Origin of the sequence: Thioclava sp. GXIMD4215 (genome assembly GCF_045291555.1) — a bacterium.
In the GTDB taxonomy this organism is placed as follows: domain Bacteria; phylum Pseudomonadota; class Alphaproteobacteria; order Rhodobacterales; family Rhodobacteraceae; genus Thioclava; species Thioclava litoralis.
Genome location: NZ_CP149518.1, coordinates 12,827 through 30,890, shown reverse-complemented (window position 1 = coordinate 30,890; position 18,064 = coordinate 12,827). Strand labels below are relative to the sequence as shown.

The following is an 18,064-nucleotide window of genomic DNA, read 5'->3' as shown; positions in this document are numbered from 1 at the left end:
TCCGGCCCCGCCTAGCGCCGCAGCAGCGCCGCCAGCGATACCCCCAGCACCGAAAGCAGCGCCAAGGCCGCCACCGGCATCAGCACCGCCAGGGGCGCGCGTTCGACATAGGGCAGCATATCGGCCAGAACGAGCCCCCATTCCGGTGCCGGAGGTCTGGCCCCCAGCCCCAGAAAGCCCAGAGCCGCCAGCGCCAGCGCGATCCCCGGCAGGCGCAGCATCGCGTGGCGCGTCACGGGGGCCAGCACCTCGGGCAGGATCGAGCGCGGGATCAGCCGCAGCGGCCCCACCCCCAGCACCGGCGCGATGGCGATATGCGGCTTGGCGCGCGCCTCGGCCACCAGCGCCGCCGTATGCGCCGCAAGCGGGGCCCAGGCAACGGCGCTCACCGCCACCAGCGCGCCCATCGCGCTTGGCCCCATCGCCGCCACGGTGACCAGCGCGGCCATCGTGGGCGGCGTGGCCTTGGTGACCTCGATCAGGCCGATGCTCAGGCGCGGCACCATCCCCATGAGAAGCCCCAGACACAGCGCGATCCCTGTCGCCAGAACCGCCATGCCGATGGTCGAGAACGCCCCATGCGCGATGCGCGCCAGCACGTCGCGGCCCAGCCCGTCCGCCCCCAGCGGCAGCGCGGGGCCAGGGGCCTGCAGCCGCAGATACTGCGCGCTGAACGGATCGCGCGGCCACCCCCAAAGCACCAGCCCCGCCAGCAGCAGGACCACCAGCAGTGGCACCAGCCACAGGCGCCGGTCGGGAGGCGCGCTTTGCGGCGGGGTGACCGGCAGCGCCCCCAGCGTCAGCGCCCGCCCCAGCAGCGCCACGCGGATCAGGTTGGCCAGAATGCCGATGGCCAGCGCATTGAGCAGCAAAAGCAGCAGACCGGCCTGCAAGGCGGGCAGATCCTGCGCCGAGGCCGCCCCCAGCGCCGCCCGCCCCAGCCCCGGAATGGAAAACACCTTTTCGACAGCGATCGCCCCTCCGGTCATCGCCACCATGATCATACCGATCTGCGGCATCAGCGCCGGAAGGCTGCGGCGCAGCACCGCCCGCGCGATCCGCGCGCGGCTGATCCCCGCACAGGCCCAGCTGGCAATCCATGCCTCGTGGAAACTGGCCGCAAGCGCCTGCCCCAGCAACCGCCCCAGCAGACCGCCCCCCGGCAGCCCCAAGGCCAGCGCAGGCAGCACGACATGCGACCATCCCTGCCAGCCATAGGGTGGAAACCAGCCCAGCCAGACCGAGAACACCACCAGAAACAGCGCCGAGAGCATGAATTCGGGCAGCGCGGTCAGGGTGGCGGCCAGCACGCCCGCGGTCTGTGTCGGGCGCCCGTGAAGGCCCCGCAACAGCACCGGCAGCGCGATCAGCCCCGCACAGCACAGCGCCACGCCGAAGGCCGCCGCCATCAGCGTCCATGACACCGCAAGCGCCCCCAGCATCCCCTCCAGCACGGGCGCGCCCGAGATCCACGACACCCCCCAATCGCCGCGCACCAGCCCCGCCAGCCACTGGCCCAGATGCACCCAGGGCCCGTCGGCCAGACCCAGCTGGGCACGGATCGCGGCCAGCGCCTCGGGGGTGGGGGTCTGCTCGCCCATCCGCGCCCGCAGCAGGCTCGCCGCCGGATCGCGCCCCGAGATCCACGGCAGCATCCCCACCAGCCCCATCACCGCACAAAGCGTCCCCGCACGCGACAGCGCGGGGAGCATCGCCCGCCCCCTGCCGGTCATTCGAGCAGCGTCGTCTGCTCGGTGATCAGCTGGCGCTCGCGCGGGTCGCGGATCGCCCCCGACACCGTTGCCGCCTCGCCCTGAATCACCCGTTCATGCAGCAAAGGCACCGCCGCCCCCGTCGCCAGAATGGCGCGCTCTGCCGCGATGATCGCCGCCTGACGCGCCGGCCCCGGATCGGTGGCGGCGGCCCGTTCCAGCGCGGCATCGACACCGGCATCGCAAAGCTGGGCGATATTGAACGAGCCCGCACAGGAGAAATCGCTGACCATATAGGACACAGGATCACCGGAATCGAGCACGGTCGCCCGCGACAGGATGAACAGGTCGAACCTGCCCGCCAGCATATCGGCCTCGATATGGGCATATTCGCGCACATCCTGCTTGACGACAAACCCCGCCCGCGTCAGCGATTGCGCCACCAGAACGGCCACTTCGGGCAGCTCGGCGCGGTCGGTGAAGGTGCCCAGCACGATCGTCTCGCCCGCCGGTGCACGGGCGGCAGGATAGGCCACCGGCTGGCGCAGCCCCTCGGCCCAGGGCAGGGCCGGACCCAGAAGGCCCTTGGCGATATCGGCGCGCCCCTCATAGACGGTGCGCACAAGCGCGGCAGGGTCCAGCGCCGTGCGCAGCGCCGCACGCAGCGCCGGATCGGCCAGCGGCCCACGGGCGGTATTGACGTAAAGCGTGTTGGTGCGGGGCATCGGGACTTCGTGGATCAGCGCCGGATCGACCAGAGCCGCCTGCGACACCGGCACCGCCTCGACCACATCCGCCGCCCCCGTGCGCAGCGCCGCGCCGCGCGCGGTGCCATCCCCGACATAATCGGCATCAATCCCCGCCAGCCGCGCAGGCGTCCCCCAATAGCCGTCGAACCGGTCCAGATGGGCGCTGCTGACGCCGTTGATTTCGGTCAGCACGAAGGGGCCGGTGCCGGCCCGCGTCGGCACCACCGTGCCATCGGCATGATAGGCGCGCGCGGCCAGAATGGCCAGTTGCGGGCTGGACAGGCGGTTGGGCAGCAGCGGGTCATCCTTGGCGGTGGTAACAATGACCCCCCCGCCCTCGGCCCGCACGCCCAGATCCACCCCGTCCAGAATGCGCGGGCGCGGCACGGCGGCAGTGGCGGCCTGCAACGCGGCGGCCACACGCTCCGGCGTCAGATCGGTCCCATCGTGGAATGTCACCCCCTGCCGGATGGCAAAGCGCCATGTCCGCGCATCCAGCCGCGTCCAGCCGGTGGCCAGAAGCGGCTGCGGCGTGCCCTCGGCATCCAGCCGCACCAGCGTTTCGGCGGTGGACCAGCGCGACAGTTTGAACGCGTCATCCGACAGGGGGTTCAGCCCCGAGCGCGGCGGTTGCAGATGCGCAATATGGATGCGCCGGTCCCCCGCCTGCGCGTGCGGCGCGAGAAGGGCAAGTGCCAGCCCCGCGATCAGGGCTCTGCTCAGCAGTCTCATTGGAAAATCCTTGGGAAGAGGCCGCAGCTATCATTGGCGGCGCGGCATTGAGAAGACGGCGGGTTTGCGGGTGATGGGGGGCGGCCAGAAGGGCCGCCAGCGGGCGGTCCTCGACCAGGGCGCCCGCCTCCATCACCATGACGCGGCGGCACAGCGTGGCCACCACGGACAGATCATGCGACACCATCACCAGCCCCATGCCCTGCTCGGCACAAAGCCCGCGCAAAAGCGCGGCCACCTGCGCGCGGATGGTCATGTCAAGGCCGCTGACCGGCTCGTCGGCCAGCAGGACCTGCGGCCTGAGCACGATGGCACGGGCAATCGCCACCCGCTGCGCCTGCCCGCCCGACAGCTCGTGCGGGCGGCGCGCCAGATAGCGGTGATCCAGCCCCACGCTTTCCAGCGCCTCGGTGGCGCGGGCCAAGGGCGCGGTCTCGCCGGTCAGCCTGCGCAGCGGCTCCATCACGATCTGCGCCACGCTCATGCGCGGCTCCAGCGAGGCCACCGGATCCTGCGGCACATATTGCACCGCCCGCCGGTACCAGCCAAGCGCGCGCACGGACCCCGCCCGCAGCCGCCGCCCCTGAAAACGGATGCAGCCCTGCGCGCGCGGCTCCAGCGCCAGAAGGCAGCGCAGCAGGCTGGATTTGCCGCTGCCCGACGCCCCGACAAGCCCCACGGTCTCGCCCGCCGCGATGGTGAAGGACAGATCGCGCAGGACCTGCTGCACCGCATGGCCGGCAAACAGACGACGCGCCGGATAGGCCAGCCGCAGGGACTCCACCGTGTAAAGGCTCATGCGAAGAGCCTTTCGCAGGCGATCCCGCACTGTCTGGCCGAGGCGATCAGCGCCTGACTGGCCGGATGGCGGGGATGCGACAGCAGCGCCCGCATCGGCGCGGCCTCGACAATCCGGCCCCCGGCAATCACCCGCGCCTCGTCGCACAGATGGGCCGCCGCATGCAGGTCATGGGTGATAAACAGCAGCGCCGGTCCCTGCGGCCCCTGACAGATCGCGCGCAGAAGCGTCAGGATCTGCGCCTGCGTGACCACATCGAGCGCCGAGGTCGGCTCGTCGGCGATGATCACCCGCGCGCGCGCGGCCAGCGCCATCGCCAGACAGACCCGCTGGCGCTGGCCCCCCGACAGCTCGGGCGGGCAGCGCGACAGCAGCGCCCCCCCGCCCTCCAGCCCGACCCGCGCCAGCAGATCCAGCGCCGCCGCCCTGATCCGGCGACGACAGGGCCGCGGCCCCTGCGCGCGCGCCTGACGGCGCAGCGGCTGTTCGATCTGGTAGCCGATCGTGGCCAGCGGGTTCAGCGCGGCCAGAGTGTCCTGCATCACCATCGCGGGCCGCGCCTGCAACGGACGGGCCAGAACCGGCGCATGGGTCACCTCCTGCCCCGCCACATGGATGCCCCCCGTCAGGCGCGCGCCCTCCGGCAAAAGCCCCAGCGCCGCCCGCGCGGTCATCGATTTCCCCGAGCCCGACAGCCCCAGAAGCGCGATCCGCTGCCCCGCCCGCATCCGCAGGTCGAGCCCGTTCAGAACCGGCTGATGGCGCAGCGTCAGGTGCAGATCGCTCAGGCACAGCACATCGGGGGGCATCGGATCGGGCGGCGTGAGGGCAAGGGGCATGGGAGGGGGGCAGTCCGGCTGTTTTGACCGGATATATTATAACATATCAGCCTCGGTCAATGCCGCTTTCGTGATCAAGGCACCGCAATACCGGCCATGATCTATTGACTAGGCTGAATGGGTTTCATGCGCGCCAAGGATCTGCCCGCGCAGATAGCTGACCGCGCGCGACAGCCGCCCCGTGCGGGTGGCCAGCTCGATCCCCGCCGTGTAATCATCGTCATGCACCGGCAGCGCCCGCAGCCGCCCCGCCGCCACCATCGGGGCTGCGGCATGCTCGGGCAACAGCCCCAGATAGGCCCCCGACAGCACCAACAGAAGCTGGGCCTCGATCTCGTAGACGATGCGGTCCGCCTCGATGCGCTGGAAGCTCTGCTGCCGCCGCCCGCTCCAGTAGCCGCGATGCACCCAAGGCGCGGCATAGGCCAGATCGCGGGTGATCTCGGCATCGGGGCGCGCAAAAAGCGGATGCGCCGCCCCGCAGTAAAGCCGGTGCGCCTCGCGGTAAAGCGGATGGTAATGCAGCGCCCCCAAACGGTTGTCAAAGCTGCCGATTCCGATGTCCAGCTCGTTGGATGACAGCGCGGCGCTGATCGCGCCAGGCCGCAGGATCTGGAGCGCGATCTCGATCATCGGCGCCTCACGGGCCACCTGCGCCAAAGCTTCGGGCAGGCGGCAATTCACGTCGCTTGCGACACAATCGACAATCGCGATGCGCACGCTGCCGGCCAAGCTGCCGCGCAACTGGCTGAGCCGGTGGGACTGCTGGTCCAGCCCGCCCAGCACCTCGAGCGCGATCTGGTGCACGATGCGCCCCTTTTCGGTCAGCGCAAAGCCCCGCCGCCCCCTTTCGCACAGCACCACCCCCAGACGCTGCTCCAGCGCGGTCAGGTGGTTGGAGATCGTGGGCTGGCTCAGCGACAGCTCCATCTGCGCGGCAGACAGCCCGTTATGGCGCACGACAGAGTCGAACACGCGGAAGAGATGCAGATCGGAACCGGATATTTTCATAGATACATTTGTTCCAGCAAATGTATCTATTGGCAAGTCGCGATGGGAGAACAGCCCGCGCTTTGTCACATAAAGCCCACGCCCTGCCGCGCCCGCCAATCGACACCCCGCCCCTGACCGACACGAGGACCCCATGCCCTGCCCCGCCGCTCTGGCCGATACCCGCTTCTACCCGTTCTGGCTTGACCGCCCCGATATGCCCGAGGCCCTGCCGCCCCTCAGCGGCGTCAGACGCGCCGATCTCGTGGTGGTGGGCGGCGGGTTCACGGGGCTCTGGGCGGCCATTCAGGCCCGCGAGACCGACCCCGACTGCCATGTCATCCTGATCGAGGCCTGCCGGATCGCCAGCGGCGCGTCGGGCCGGCCGGGGGGGATCGTGTCGACCTCGGTCATGCATGGTCTGGGCAATGCCGCACGGATCTTTCCCGCCGACATATCGCGGCTGGAAACGCTGGGGCAGGACAATATCGCGGGGTTTTCGGCAACCCTTGCCCGCCATGCCATCGAGGCCGATCTGGAATGGACCGGCGAGATGACCGTGGCCGTCAGCCCCGAGGGGCTGCCGCTGCTGCGCCACGAATACGACCTGCATCGCAGATATGGCCATCAGGTCAGCCTGCTGGACGGGCCGCAGACCCGCGCGCAGATCCACTCGCCGCTTTTTCAGGGCGCGCTCTGGTCGCATCGCGACAGCGGCACGGTGCATCCGGCGCGGCTGGCATGGGGGCTGTTGCGCGCGGCGCGGGAACTGGGCGTGGAGATCTACGAGACCACGCCGATGACCGCGCTGGAAGAGCGGGGGTCGCAGCTGGAGATCCGGCTGCCGCAGGGCCTGATCCGCGCGCCAAAGGTGCTGCTGGCCACCAATGCCTTTGCGGCGGGACATCCGCGCATCCGTCGGCGGGTGGCCATGCTGCGCGACCGCATCGTGACGACAGAGCCGCTGAGCGCCGCGCAGAAAGACGCGCTTGGCTGGGCCGGACGGCAGGGGATCTATGACACCCGCACGCAGCTCAATTACATGCGCCTCACCCCCGATGACCGCCTTCTGTTCGGCGGGCGGCTGGGCTATTACCATAACAGCCCGCGCGACCCGCAGCCCGACCGGACCGCTACGCCCTATGTGCCGCTGGCCGCCGCCTTCTTTGCCACATTTCCACAGCTTGAGGGGATCCGCTTTTCCCATGCATGGAGCGGCCCCATCGCGCTGACCACCCGTATGGCGGTGCATTTCCAAAGCTATTTCGGCGGCAAGGCGCTTTATGCGGGGGGCTATTCGGGCTTTGGCATCACCGCCAGCCGCTTCGGGGCGCGGGTCGGTCTGGCGCGGCTTCGGGGGCAGGACCTGCCCGAGACACGGATGGATTTCGCCGCCACGGAACCGCGCTGGATCCCGCCCGAGCCGCTGCGGACGCTGGGGGCGGCGCTGACCATGCGCGCGCTCGACGGGGCCGATAGCAAGGGCGGCTGGCGCAGACCGTGGCTGAAGCTCTGCGGGCGGATGGGCTTTCCGCTGTCGTGAGGGTCGCGCACAACTAGGCCGCACACGCCGCGGGCGATCGCTACGCGCGGGGCCTGCCGACCGGCGCGGGGGTCAGGGCGTGGACCAGCGTGGCTCCGGCCTCGTAATAGGCCCCGAGCGTCTTGCAGAACGGCTCGGTATAGCAGGCCCGCGGCGGCAGGGGCAGCGCATCGGGGCGCTGCTCCAGCAGGGCTTCGGCACAGGCCGCACCAAACACCGTTCCGGGCACGATACCGCGTCCCGAATAGCCGAAAACCGCATAGCCCTGCGGCCCGCATTCGACGATTTTCGGGATATGGTCGCGCGTCATGGCAATATCGCCCTGCCACTGATGGACGAAGGGCAGATCGGCCAGCGCCGGATAGAGGTGGCGCAGCTTGCGCCTTGCCCAACTGGCATGGATCCGCGCCCCCGCGCCCGAGGCATCGCACATCCCCCCGAGGATCAGCCGACCGGCCTGATCCATCCGGATCGAGGTCATCACCAGCGCGGTATCCCAGCAGCCCTCGCCCCCCGCCAATACCCGAGCGCGCAGCTCCGGCGGCAGCGGCTGCGTGGCGAACTGGCTGTAGCGGACCTTGACATAGCGCGGCGCGGGCAGGCCCGAAAGCCCGTGATGATAGGCATTGGTCGCCACCAGCAGCGCCTTGGCCGTGACCCGATGGCCATTGGCCACAACCTGCCAGCCCCCCGCATCGCGGCTCACCGATGTGACGGCGCTATGCGCATGGATCCGCGCGCCCGCCGCCTGTGCCGCCCGCGCCAGCCCCGTGCAATAGGCCCGCGGTTGCACCGTGCCCGCGCGCGGGTCCAGCAGCGCGCCGTGAAAGCCCGCGCTGCCGGTGCGGGCGCGGGTCTCCTGCGCCCCCAGCAATTCCAGCGGCGCGCCGATCGCCCTGCCCTGCCGCAGGCGGCTTTGCAGATCGCGCAGCCCTGCGGGCGCATGGGCCAGATGCAGCGTGCCGTTGCGGGTGGCCTCGCAGTCGATCCCATGCGTCTCGATCCGCTCGAACACCGCAGCGGGGCCCGCGCCCAGAACCTGTAGCAGCCGCCCGCCCACCTCGGCCCCCAGCGCCTTCACCACCGCTTCGGGCGGCAGCCAGAGACCGGCATTCACAAGCCCCACATTGCGCCCCGACCCGCCATGCGCAAGGGTCTTCGCCTCGAGCACCACCACCGAGGCCCCGCGCCCCGCCGCCTCCAGCGCCGCCGAACAGCCGGTAAAGCCCGCCCCGATCACCACCAGATCGGCCCGAAGATCCTGCACCAGCGGCGGGCAGGTGACCCTTTCGCGGCAGGAGGTCGTCCACAGGTTCGTCTCGGCACGCATCTGATGCTCTCCTTTTGCTTTTGCGGCGCTTGGGCCGGTTGCGCTGGCAGGGGCGGACATCCGACGGGCGCAGACTTCCGACGGGCGCAGAGTTTCATAAATCTCCACACAGGGGGCCCTACCCCGATCCGGCAAAGCCCTGACGATCCGCGGTAGAAACCCCCTGCCTGTAAGGCTATAGTCCCTGAAGGATACGCCGCATTTTCGCGCCACGAAAAGCGAGTTAAACTCACCATGATTGGAGTTTTTCGTCTATGTCGACCCAAAGACGCTTCCTACCCTCGATCAGTTGCCTGCGCGCGCTGGAAGCCGTGGACCGGCTTGGCTCGGCGGTGGCCGCCGCCGAGGATCTGGCGCTGACGCCCTCGGCGGTGAGCCGCCAGTTGAAAGTGCTGGAAGAGCAGATGGGCGTCACGCTGCTGGTGCGCGATGGCAAGGGGCTGAAACTGACCGCCTCCGGCGAACGCTACGCGCATTCGATCCGTGCCACGCTCGATGATCTGGCGCAATCGAGCCTGCGCCTGAAGGCGGGCGGCGAAAGCAACAGCCTCAATATCGCCCTGCCCACCACCTTCGGCCTGCACTGGATGTGGCCGCGCATCGCACGGTTCCTGCGCCACCATCCGCAGATCCTGATCAACCAGAGCACACGGCTGGCGCGGGTCGATTTCGCGCGCGAGAAATTCGATATGGCGGTGTATTTCGGCATTCAGGACTGGCCGGGGGTGGCGTATCTGCCGCTGGCCTATGACCGGCTCGTGCCGGTGGCCGCTCCGGCCCTTGCACCGGCAGACCCCACCGAGGTCGCGGCGCTGCTGAACGTGCCGCTGCTGCATCTGGAAAGCCGCCCCGGCGCGTGGGAGACATGGTTCGAGCGTCAGGCCGTCAGCCCCGGCCATTTGCACGGCATGCTGTTCGACCAGTTCCTCAGCCTGCAGGCCGCCGCCGTGGCGGGCTTCGGCGCGGCCCTTCTGCCCGAGTTTCTGGCCCGCCCCGAGATCGCCAGCGGCAGGCTGGTGCAGCTTGGCCCCGCACAGCCCGATCCGCCAAACGATCAGGAGGGCGATGCGATGTATTATCTGGTCTGGCCGCGCGACCATGACCCCGACCCCGCGCTGGCGCGGTTTCTGGACTGGTTCCGGCAGGAATCGGAGGTGCTCGACTGAGCGCCCGAACGCGCTCTGCCGGACCTGATGGCCCGGCAGCACCCCCACGATCGGAAGGCCACAGCGCCCGAAGGCCTAGCCGATATCGAAGACAACCCCCTGCGCCAGCGGCAGGTCTTTCGAGTAGTTGATGGTATTGGTGGCGCGGCGCATATAGGCCCGCCACGCATCCGAACCGGATTCGCGCCCGCCGCCGGTTTCCTTCTCGCCCCCGAAGGCGCCGCCGATCTCGGCCCCCGATGTGCCGATATTGACATTGGCGATGCCGCAATCCGAGCCACGCGCCGACAGGAAGGTCTCCATCTCGCGCAGATCGGTGGTGAAAATCGCCGAGGACAGCCCGCCCCCCACATCATTATGCGCCTCCAGCACCGCGTCGAAATCGCTGTATTTCATCACATAGAGGATCGGGGCGAAGGTCTCGCGTTTGACGGGGCCTGCCTGCGCGGGCATCTCGACCAGCGCGGGCTTGACGTAATAGGCGGTGTCGGGGCCGACGCTCTCGCGGGTGCCGCCATGCACCACACCGCCCAGATCGCGGGCTTCGGCCAAAGCGCCAAGCATGCTGTCATAGGCGCGCTGGTCGATCAGCGGCCCGACAAGGGCGGTGCTTTCCAGCGGGTTGCCGACGCTGACCGAGGCATAGGCCTTTTTCAGCGCGGGCACGAGCTGGTCATAGATGCTTTCATGCACGAACAGCCGGCGCAGGGTGGTGCAGCGCTGGCCCGCCGTGCCCATCGCGCCGAAGGCGATGGCGGGCAGGGCCATATCCAGATCCGCCGAAGGGCAGACGATGCCCGCATTATTGCCGCCAAGTTCAAGGATGCACTTGCCAAAGCGCGCCGCCACTTTCGGGCCGACGGTCCGGCCCATGCGGGTCGATCCGGTGGCCGAGATCAGGGCGACCTTCTCGTGCTCCACCAGCACCTCCCCCAGCTCCGGCCCGCCAATCAGCACCTGGGACAGCCCCTCGGGGGCCTGCGCGCCAAACCGCGCCAGAGCCCGCTCGAACACCGCCTGACAGGCCAGCGCCGTCAGCGGCGTCTTTTCCGAGGGCTTCCAGATGACCGGATCGCCGCAGACCAGCGCAAGCGCGGTGTTCCAGCACCACGGCGCACAGGGGAAGTTGAAGGCGGTGATCACCCCCACCACCCCCAGCGGATGCCATGTTTCCATCATCCGGTGACCGGCGCGCTCGGTGGCGATGGTCAGCCCGTAAAGCTGGCGCGACAGGCCGACGGCGAAATCGCAGATATCGATCATCTCCTGCACTTCGCCCAACCCCTCCGAGGGCGATTTCCCCGCCTCGATCGAGACCATCCGGCCCAGATCCTCCTTGGCCTTGCGCAGCTCCTCGCCATAGAGCCGCACCAGCTCGCCACGGCGCGGACCGGGCACCAGACGCCATTGGCGGAAGGCCGCCTGTGCCTTGCCCACCATCGCCTGCGCCTCGGCCACGCTATGGGGTTTCAGCGAGGCCACGGCCGTGCCCGTCACCGGCGACAGCACGGTCATGTCTCCGGCATCGAGGCCGCTGGTCACGCCACAGGCGGCCATCGTGTCACGGGTGACGGTAGAGAGGGGTTTGCTCAGCATGATCGGTCCTTTCATGATCGGGAGCGGCCCGCGCAGCGCCCTGTGGGGCGGTATTTTCGGGGCGGTATTTTCGGGGCCGTATTGTTGGGGCCGTATTGTGGGGGCCATGTTGTGGGAGAGGCAGGGCCGCGGGTGGCCCGCATCCTGCCAGCGGGGTCAGTCCGGCCCTGCGTCCCGCGCAGGCGGGCGGGCGGCGGGCGGATGGGGGCTTTGCGCCAATGCGGCCCGTGCGCGCGCCAGAGAGGCGGCCTCGGCCTCGGCATAAAGCTGGTGCAGGTCGATGACCGGCGCGCCCAGATCGGCCTCGAAACGGGCGCGGTTGGGATTGGCCTCGAAAGTCTGCGCCGCGCTATCGCCCAGATTGGACTGGAAGATCCCCGCCGCCGAGACCGGCAGGAAATCCTCGTAGGTGATCGGATCGGCGCGCAGCACCCCCGCCGCCACCAGCTCGGCAGCCGGTCGCGTGAGGTCGGTCCGGGCCGCAAGGCCGGTGGGCGTATAGCGGAAATAGCCCAGCCCCTGCAGCCGCAGACTGTCCAGATCATCGGGGAAAGCGGCGAAAACCTCACTGAGCGTGGCAAGATACTGCGCCGCATTCGAGCCATCGGCCTTGGGGGTGACGCGGGCGCGGGTCTCGGCCAGCAGCCGGTCATACAGCGCCTGCCCCTTGCTGGTCAGCGCCAGACCCCGCTGCTCGATCTCGCCGAAACGGGCGGTATGGCGGCCCCGGCTCATGCCCTCCGGCGCCTTCCCTTCCTGCGCCACGCCCTCCGGCGCCAGAAACGCCACCGGCTCCTCCAGCGCCTTGAACGAGGTCTGGCGCAGCAGGATCGGCACGCGGCGCGCGGGCGGGCCCTCGATCACCGCCTTGGGGGTGATGCCTTCGTCCGGCATCCGCGCCTGCACCGCATCGATATCCAGCGTGCGCGGCGTCAGGTGGTTGATATGCGGCCCCCTGAACGCCACCACATCGGCCACCAGCCGGTGCGCCTCATGCAGGCGGTGATAGAGACCGGCGGTGACATTGGCCTCTTCGTGCCAGCGGAAGGTCTCCAGCGCCTCGGTGACAAACTGCCGCGCCTCGGCCGCCGTCAGCCCGCCCTCGGCCTCGGCCCGCGCGATCAGGGCCAGACAGTCGGGCGTGAAAATCCGGCGCTGCGCCAGAATATCGGCCGCCGCCTCGCGCAGCGCCACATCTGCGATCAGCTCCAGCCGCAGCAGCGAGGTGAACACGCGGAACGGATTATGCGCCAGCGCCGCCGGATCGACAGGGCGGAAGGCCGTGGAATGGACCGGCACCCCCGCCACCGACAGGTCGTAATAGCCCACCGGCACCATGCCCATCACCGCAAACAGGCGGCGCATCGTGGCCAGCTCGGCGGCGGTGCCCAGACGGATCGCGCCATGACGCTCCTCGGTGATGCGCGCCAGCTCGCCGGTGGTGGCAAGGCGGGCGGCAAGGGCGGCATCCCCCGCCAGCGCCTGCGCGTTCACCGTCTCGACCAGCGTGACCAGCGTGCCATAGGCGGGCACCTCGGCGCGATACATCGCCGACATGGCGCGGGCGAACCGCGCGCGGATCTCGTCGGGGGGGGTATGGGTCCGGGTCATCGCCTTGCTCCGCTTTCGGTTCGGGTCTTGCCGTGGTGGTTTTGCTGCGTTGGTCTTGCCGCGTTGGCCCCCACCCTAGCCGCCTTTCTCGCGCGCGCCCAACAAGGGTTCGGACTACCCCCATTCCGGAACCGCATGGCAAAGCCGCAGGCCCGTCTAGCCCTCCGCGCCCCCCTCCCCCAAACAACCGGCCCCAAACAGCCTCCCCCAAACAACCGGCCAATACCACAGGACAGCGGCGGCAGAATCTGCTAGGCCGGACCGCGCAACCACAAGGAAGACCGGCCCCTATGCTCGCGCGTCGCAACCTGCCCGATATGAAGATGCTGCAAACCTTCGAAAGTGCGGCACGGCATGGCAATTTCACCCGCGCCGCCGAGGAACTGTCGCTGACCCAAAGCGCGGTCAGCCGCCAGATCCGCGAGCTGGAGACGCAGATCGGCTTCGACCTGTTCGAGCGCATGCCCGGCAAGGTGGCCGCCACCCCCGAGGGCCAGCGCTTCCTGCACGCGGTCGAGCGGCTGCTGAAAATGGCCGAAAGCACGATGCGCCATGCGCAGTCGATCCCCCCGGGCCGCCGCATGCTGGCCATCAACGCCCTGCCCACCTTTGCCGAGCGCTGGTTGCTGCCACGGCTTGGCACCTATCTTGCCGCCCATCCCGACACCACCGTCGATGTCACCACGCGGCGCGATATTTTCGATTTCGCCGCCACCCAATGCGATCTGGCGATCCATTACGGCCAGCCGCTCTGGCCCGGGGCGGTCTGCACCTATCTGTGCAGCGAGATCGTGCTGCCGGTGGCGGGGGGCGCGCTGCGCCAGAACCGCCCCGTTTGCGTGGCCGATCTGGTCGCAGCCCCCAAGCTGCATCTGAACGACCGCCCGACGCTCTGGGCGGACTGGTTCGCCACCGCCGGCCTGACCCCGCCCACGGTCAGGGAGGGGCATTGGTTCGACCAGTTCTCGCTGACCATCGAGGCCGCCAAAGCCGGTCTGGGCTATGCGCTTTTGCCGCGCTATCTGGTAGAGGCCGAGCTGGCGACAGGCGCGTTGCAGGTGGTGCTGGATCTGCCGCATTCGACCGAACAGGCCTATTACATCGTCACACCGGAAGGGCGCGGCGCGGCGGTCGAGGCGTTCCGGTCGTGGTTGCTGACGCAGGTCAGCTTCCGCCCGCTCGCCCGCTAGACCCGCGCCCGCAGACCTTCGCACCGCCACACCTTCGCACCGCAGGGCAAGACGCGGGCGGCCCTGCGCCTAGTGTGCCGCGAACGGGTTCGTCCTGTTGGCCGGACCGCCCGCTTTCAGCGCCTGTTCTCCGCCTGCCATCTCTTTGGACCTATCCCCCAGATCCGAGCTGGCCTCATGCGGGTGGCGCACCACCGCCCCCCGTTGCGGATGTCCTGCCACGACTCATAGGCCACCCTCCTGCCCGACAGAGAGACATAGCTGGGCATGGACGCCCGACCAGCCGCCCGGAGACCGGGGGAAACAGGCGGGATCGGACCATCGCGGCCCTCAAGAGGGGTGGCGGCCTGCCCCCGGAGCCGATGCGCCCCCCGCACGCCTGCCCCGACCTGTGACCTGTGGGCACGCCAACGGCACGCCGTAAACGCGGGGTGCAATTTATCTTGACGTCAAGCTTCCGGCGATTTATCTCGACGTCAAGATGAATCGCCGGACGGGCAGGCGCCCCCGTCCCGCCAGCCTTCCCCAAAGGAGATCCCTATGAAACTACTCGTGCTTGGTGCCAGCGGAATGGTCGGGCAATGCTATCTGAACGAGGCGCTTGCGCGCGGGCATCAGGTGACCGCCTGCGCCCGCAATCCGGCGGCGCTGGCCCCTTTGCCGCCGCAGGTCGCAGCCGCAGCCCTTGATGTGCTGGCCGCGCCAGAGCCTCTGGCCGCGCTGGTGGCCGCGCATGATGCGACCCTCTCCGCCTTGCGCCCCGCCGAAGGCTCGGAAGCGGCGCTGGTGCCGATGACACGCACCGTTCTACAGGCCGCGCAGGCGGCGGACCGGCGCGCCTATATCACCGGCGGGGCGGCGTCGCTTCTGCTGGCCGATGACAGTGGGCATACCGTGCTGAGCGCCCCGGATTTCCTGCCCGAGGCGGTGCGCCCGATCGCCACGGCCTGCGCGGCGCAGGACAGGCTGCTGGACACATATCCGCAGGCCGACTGGATCTGCCTGCGTCCGGCGGCCCTGCTGCTGGAGGCGGCGCGGACGGGCCGCTATGCCTTGGGCCGCGACCGGCTTGTGACCCGAAGCGACGGGCGGTCCGCGATTTCCTATGCGGATTTCGCCGTGGCGATGCTGGATCTGGTCGAACTGGCCCCCCGCCCGCGCCAGAAACTGACGGTCGGCTGGTAAGCCGCCCTCAGGCGGGGGCCGCGCGCAATTCCTGCAACAGTCTGGCCACAAGGGTGGCGGCGGGCAGCGCACGGGCAAGGGGCGCGCCCTGCCCCGCCCAATAGGCCCCGAACCCCGAGACCCCGCGGGCGCTGGCCGCAGCATGCAGGGCCTTGCCCGCATCATAGGCCAGCGGATAGGCCGCAGGCCGCTGCCCCGCCAGAGGCCGCGCCAGATCTGAAAAGCGGTTGGCCAGCACCCGCGCCGGTCGCCCTGAAATCAGGTCGGTCAGCACGGTATGGGCGGTTCCGGTCTCGCAGGCGGGGGGCTCGCAGGCGGCCCCCCCTTCTCTGACGGCCTCAAGCGCCGCCCGATAGGCGGGGTCCGCCGCCGATTCCGGACAGCCGATAAAGGCCGTGCCAAGCTGTGCGGCCACCGCGCCAAGGCGCAGCGCCGCCCCGATCCCCGCCCCGTCCATAATGCCGCCTGCCGCAATCACCGGCACATCGCAATGGCGCACGCACAGGCGGGTCAGCGCCAATGTACCAAGCCCCTCATCCGCGCGCTCGGGGGCGAACACCCCGCGATGCCCGCCCGCCTCGATCCCCTGCGCGACAATCATATCGATGCCCGCCGCCGCGATCTGTCGGGCCTCGGCAAGACTGGTCGCACTGGCCAGCAGCACGATCCCCGCCGCCTTCAGCGCCGCGATCACGGGGGCGGGCGGCAGGCCGAAATGCAGGCTGACCACCGCAGGCTTTTCCTCCAGCACCATCGCCAGCATCTGCGGATCCTCGGCAAAGCTGCGATACAGGCTGCGCAGGCGGACCGGCGGGACCGCCCCGAATTGCGCGAAATAGGGGCGCAGCGCGTCACACCATGCGGCCTCGCGCGCCGGATCGGGCACAGGCGGGCGATGGGCGAAGAAATTCACGTTGAACGGCGCCTGCGTGCGCGCCCGCAGCGCATGGATCATCGCCCGCGCCTCCTGCACATCGCAAGCCCCCAGCCCGAGCGCGCCAAGCCCGCCCGCATTCGACACCGCCGCCGCCAGCGCGGGCGTGGACACCCCCGCCATCGGCGCCTGCAGCACAGGATGGGAAATCCCCAGCCGCGCCAGAGCCTCGGTCCGTTCCATTCGCGCCTCCCTCCCGCGCGCCCGTCCCGAAACACCGGAGGGCCGAAACACCGGAGGGCCGGAAGGGGCGCGGTTTTTGTTCATATATCAGGAATCATATTTTACTTTCGTTTCGTATTAGAGAATACTAACCGCGCATTAACAAGGGGGAGACCGCAATGGATCTGGCCGCGCTCGACATTTTCCGCACCACGGCTGCCGAACAGAGCGTGACGCGCGCCGCCACCCGTCTGGGGCGCGCGCCCTCCAATATCAGCACCCGCATCCAGCAGCTTGAAAGCGATCTGGGGGTGGCGCTTTTTGACCGCGACGGCAAGCGGATGGGCCTGACCGAGCAGGGGCGCCTCTTTCTGACCTATGCCGAGCAGATCCTCGGGCTTGCGCAGGAGGCCCGCCAGCAGCTGCATCCCGACAGCCCGAGCGGGCGGCTGCGGCTGGGGGCGATGGAGGCCGCGCTGGCCAGCCGTCTGGCCGCGCCGCTGGCGGCATTTGCCAGCGCGTGGCCGGACGTGGCGCTGGAAATCTCGGCCGCGCCAAGCGCGCCCCTGCTGGCGGCGCTGCGCGCGAACCGCGTGGATTGCGCGCTGGTGGCGGCCCCGCCCGAAGGCTGGGGGCCAATGCAGGATCTCGATCTCTGCCCGCTCTACCGCGAGGATCTGCGGCTGCTGCTGCCGCCCGATCACCCGCCGGTGCAAAGCGCGCAGGATCTGCGGCTTGACCGTCTGGCCGCCTTCGCGCAGGGCTGTAGCTATCGTCGCTATGGCGAGGACTGGCTGCATCAGGCAGGGCGCAAGGCGCAGGTGCAGGAGGTGGGCTCGTATCACCTGATGTATGCCTGCACGGTCGCCGGAAGCTGCCTGTCGGTGATGCCGCAATCGGTGGCCGGTCTGCTGGGCCATCTGGGGCCGGTGAACAGCCTTGCGCTGGGGCCGGTCGAGACCTGTCTGGCCAGCCGCAAGGGCTATGCCACCGCCGCCTTCCGGGCGTGGCGCGGGCAGCTTCTGGAGACCGCCCGCCCCGCAACCAGACCTGCAGCCCAACCCGCAACCCGACCTGCAACCCAACCTGCAATCCCGCGCCCTCTGCCCTGAGCGCGCCCGCGGCCCCGGCCCCCACCCAGCCTGCCGCCAATGGACGCCACCCGACGCCACTGAACGCTGGTGGCAAAAGCCGTCACTCCGCGCGCCATGACGCTGATCGAACCCCACCGTTTCCTACCCGCAGAGGTAGGCCACCGCACCAAGATCACCCTGCGCTCTGGCGGGGGACAGGGCGCGCCGCGCCGCGCTTCCAGAGCCTGAACCTGCGGGTTTGCGCGGGCACGACCCTGCGCCTGTGCGGCCCGAGCGGTGCCGGAAAAACCAGCCTGCTGCGGGTGATCGCGGGGCTGTCCGTCCCGAAGGGCACAAGGCTTACCGGCTGGAGATGGCCCGTTATGCGACAGTGCGCGCGCCGAGCCTGTCAAAGGGGCAGGCGCAGCGCGCAGCCCTGATCCGCGCGCGGCC

Annotated in this window: 15 protein-coding genes; 6 read left to right on the top strand and 9 right to left on the bottom strand. The window is 69.5% G+C overall.

Going from position 1 to position 18,064, the window contains the following annotated elements; all coding sequences use genetic code 11:
• Nucleotides 1–11: 11 nt before the first annotated feature.
• The 5 genes from WDB86_RS18640 to WDB86_RS18620 all read right to left on the bottom strand — a co-directional run bounded on the left by WDB86_RS18640 (nt 12) and on the right by WDB86_RS18620 (nt 5,842).
• On the bottom strand, nt 12–1,712 hold the full coding sequence (locus WDB86_RS18640) for an ABC transporter permease subunit (RefSeq protein ID WP_341485572.1): 1,701 nt from the start codon (nt 1,710–1,712) through the stop codon (nt 12–14).
• Between the two features lie 17 nt (nt 1,713–1,729).
• Nucleotides 1,730–3,046, bottom strand: a complete 1,317-nt coding sequence (locus tag WDB86_RS18635) for an ABC transporter substrate-binding protein (protein WP_341485590.1) — start codon at nt 3,044–3,046, stop codon at nt 1,730–1,732.
• A 10-nt stretch (nt 3,047–3,056) separates the two neighbouring features.
• Entirely contained in the window at nt 3,057–3,992 is a 936-nt protein-coding gene (locus WDB86_RS18630) for an ABC transporter ATP-binding protein (RefSeq protein WP_330628265.1), read from the bottom strand.
• On the bottom strand, nt 3,989–4,831 hold the full coding sequence (locus WDB86_RS18625) for an ATP-binding cassette domain-containing protein (protein ID WP_341485571.1): 843 nt from the start codon (nt 4,829–4,831) through the stop codon (nt 3,989–3,991). Before WDB86_RS18625 ends, WDB86_RS18630 begins: the two co-directional genes overlap by 4 nt.
• A gap of 108 nt (nt 4,832–4,939) precedes the next feature.
• Nucleotides 4,940–5,842 carry a LysR family transcriptional regulator gene (locus tag WDB86_RS18620; RefSeq protein WP_330628267.1) on the bottom strand — a complete coding sequence of 301 codons (903 nt, stop codon included), beginning with the start codon at nt 5,840–5,842 and terminating at the stop codon, nt 4,940–4,942.
• A gap of 133 nt (nt 5,843–5,975) precedes the next feature.
• Between WDB86_RS18620 and WDB86_RS18615 the strand changes: the two genes are divergently transcribed.
• Nucleotides 5,976–7,364, top strand: a complete 1,389-nt coding sequence (locus WDB86_RS18615; RefSeq protein WP_341485570.1) for an FAD-dependent oxidoreductase — start codon at nt 5,976–5,978, stop codon at nt 7,362–7,364.
• Nucleotides 7,365–7,404: 40 nt separating this feature from the next.
• On the opposite strand, the gene WDB86_RS18610 is transcribed toward WDB86_RS18615, so the two are convergent.
• Nucleotides 7,405–8,694, bottom strand: coding sequence for an FAD-dependent oxidoreductase (locus WDB86_RS18610; RefSeq protein ID WP_341485569.1), 1,290 nt, complete (start codon nt 8,692–8,694; stop codon nt 7,405–7,407).
• A gap of 254 nt (nt 8,695–8,948) precedes the next feature.
• Here WDB86_RS18610 and WDB86_RS18605 point away from each other — a divergent pair, with 254 nt between their 5' ends.
• Nucleotides 8,949–9,860, top strand: coding sequence for a LysR substrate-binding domain-containing protein (locus tag WDB86_RS18605; protein ID WP_339110075.1), 912 nt, complete (start codon nt 8,949–8,951; stop codon nt 9,858–9,860).
• 75 nt (nt 9,861–9,935) lie between these two features.
• Here WDB86_RS18605 and WDB86_RS18600 read toward each other — a convergent pair whose 3' ends face one another.
• Nucleotides 9,936–11,417 (bottom strand): aldehyde dehydrogenase family protein, encoded by a 1,482-nt coding sequence (locus WDB86_RS18600; protein WP_341485589.1) that lies wholly within the window; start codon nt 11,415–11,417, stop codon nt 9,936–9,938.
• 195 nt (nt 11,418–11,612) lie between these two features.
• Nucleotides 11,613–13,067 carry a VOC family protein gene (locus WDB86_RS18595; RefSeq protein ID WP_341485568.1) on the bottom strand — a complete coding sequence of 485 codons (1,455 nt, stop codon included), beginning with the start codon at nt 13,065–13,067 and terminating at the stop codon, nt 11,613–11,615.
• A gap of 290 nt (nt 13,068–13,357) precedes the next feature.
• On the opposite strand from WDB86_RS18595, the gene WDB86_RS18590 reads away from it, so the two are divergent.
• Complete coding sequence (locus tag WDB86_RS18590) at nt 13,358–14,257, top strand: LysR family transcriptional regulator (protein ID WP_339110077.1); 900 nt, start codon at nt 13,358–13,360, stop codon at nt 14,255–14,257.
• Between the two features lie 540 nt (nt 14,258–14,797).
• Entirely contained in the window at nt 14,798–15,442 is a 645-nt protein-coding gene (locus tag WDB86_RS18585; protein ID WP_330628273.1) for an NAD(P)H-binding protein, read from the top strand.
• Nucleotides 15,443–15,449: 7 nt separating this feature from the next.
• Here WDB86_RS18585 and WDB86_RS18580 read toward each other — a convergent pair whose 3' ends face one another.
• On the bottom strand, nt 15,450–16,559 hold the full coding sequence (locus WDB86_RS18580) for a nitronate monooxygenase (protein WP_341485567.1): 1,110 nt from the start codon (nt 16,557–16,559) through the stop codon (nt 15,450–15,452).
• A gap of 158 nt (nt 16,560–16,717) precedes the next feature.
• Here WDB86_RS18580 and WDB86_RS18575 point away from each other — a divergent pair, with 158 nt between their 5' ends.
• The gene (locus tag WDB86_RS18575) at nt 16,718–17,650 is read left to right on the top strand and encodes a LysR family transcriptional regulator (RefSeq protein WP_341485566.1); all 933 of its coding nucleotides are present in this window, start codon (nt 16,718–16,720) and stop codon (nt 17,648–17,650) included.
• A complete protein-coding gene (locus tag WDB86_RS18570; RefSeq protein WP_406737115.1) occupies nt 17,545–18,051 on the top strand; it encodes an ATP-binding cassette domain-containing protein in 507 nt (168 codons plus the stop codon). The genes WDB86_RS18575 and WDB86_RS18570 overlap by 106 nt, the downstream gene beginning before the upstream one ends.
• Nucleotides 18,052–18,064 lie beyond the last annotated feature (13 nt).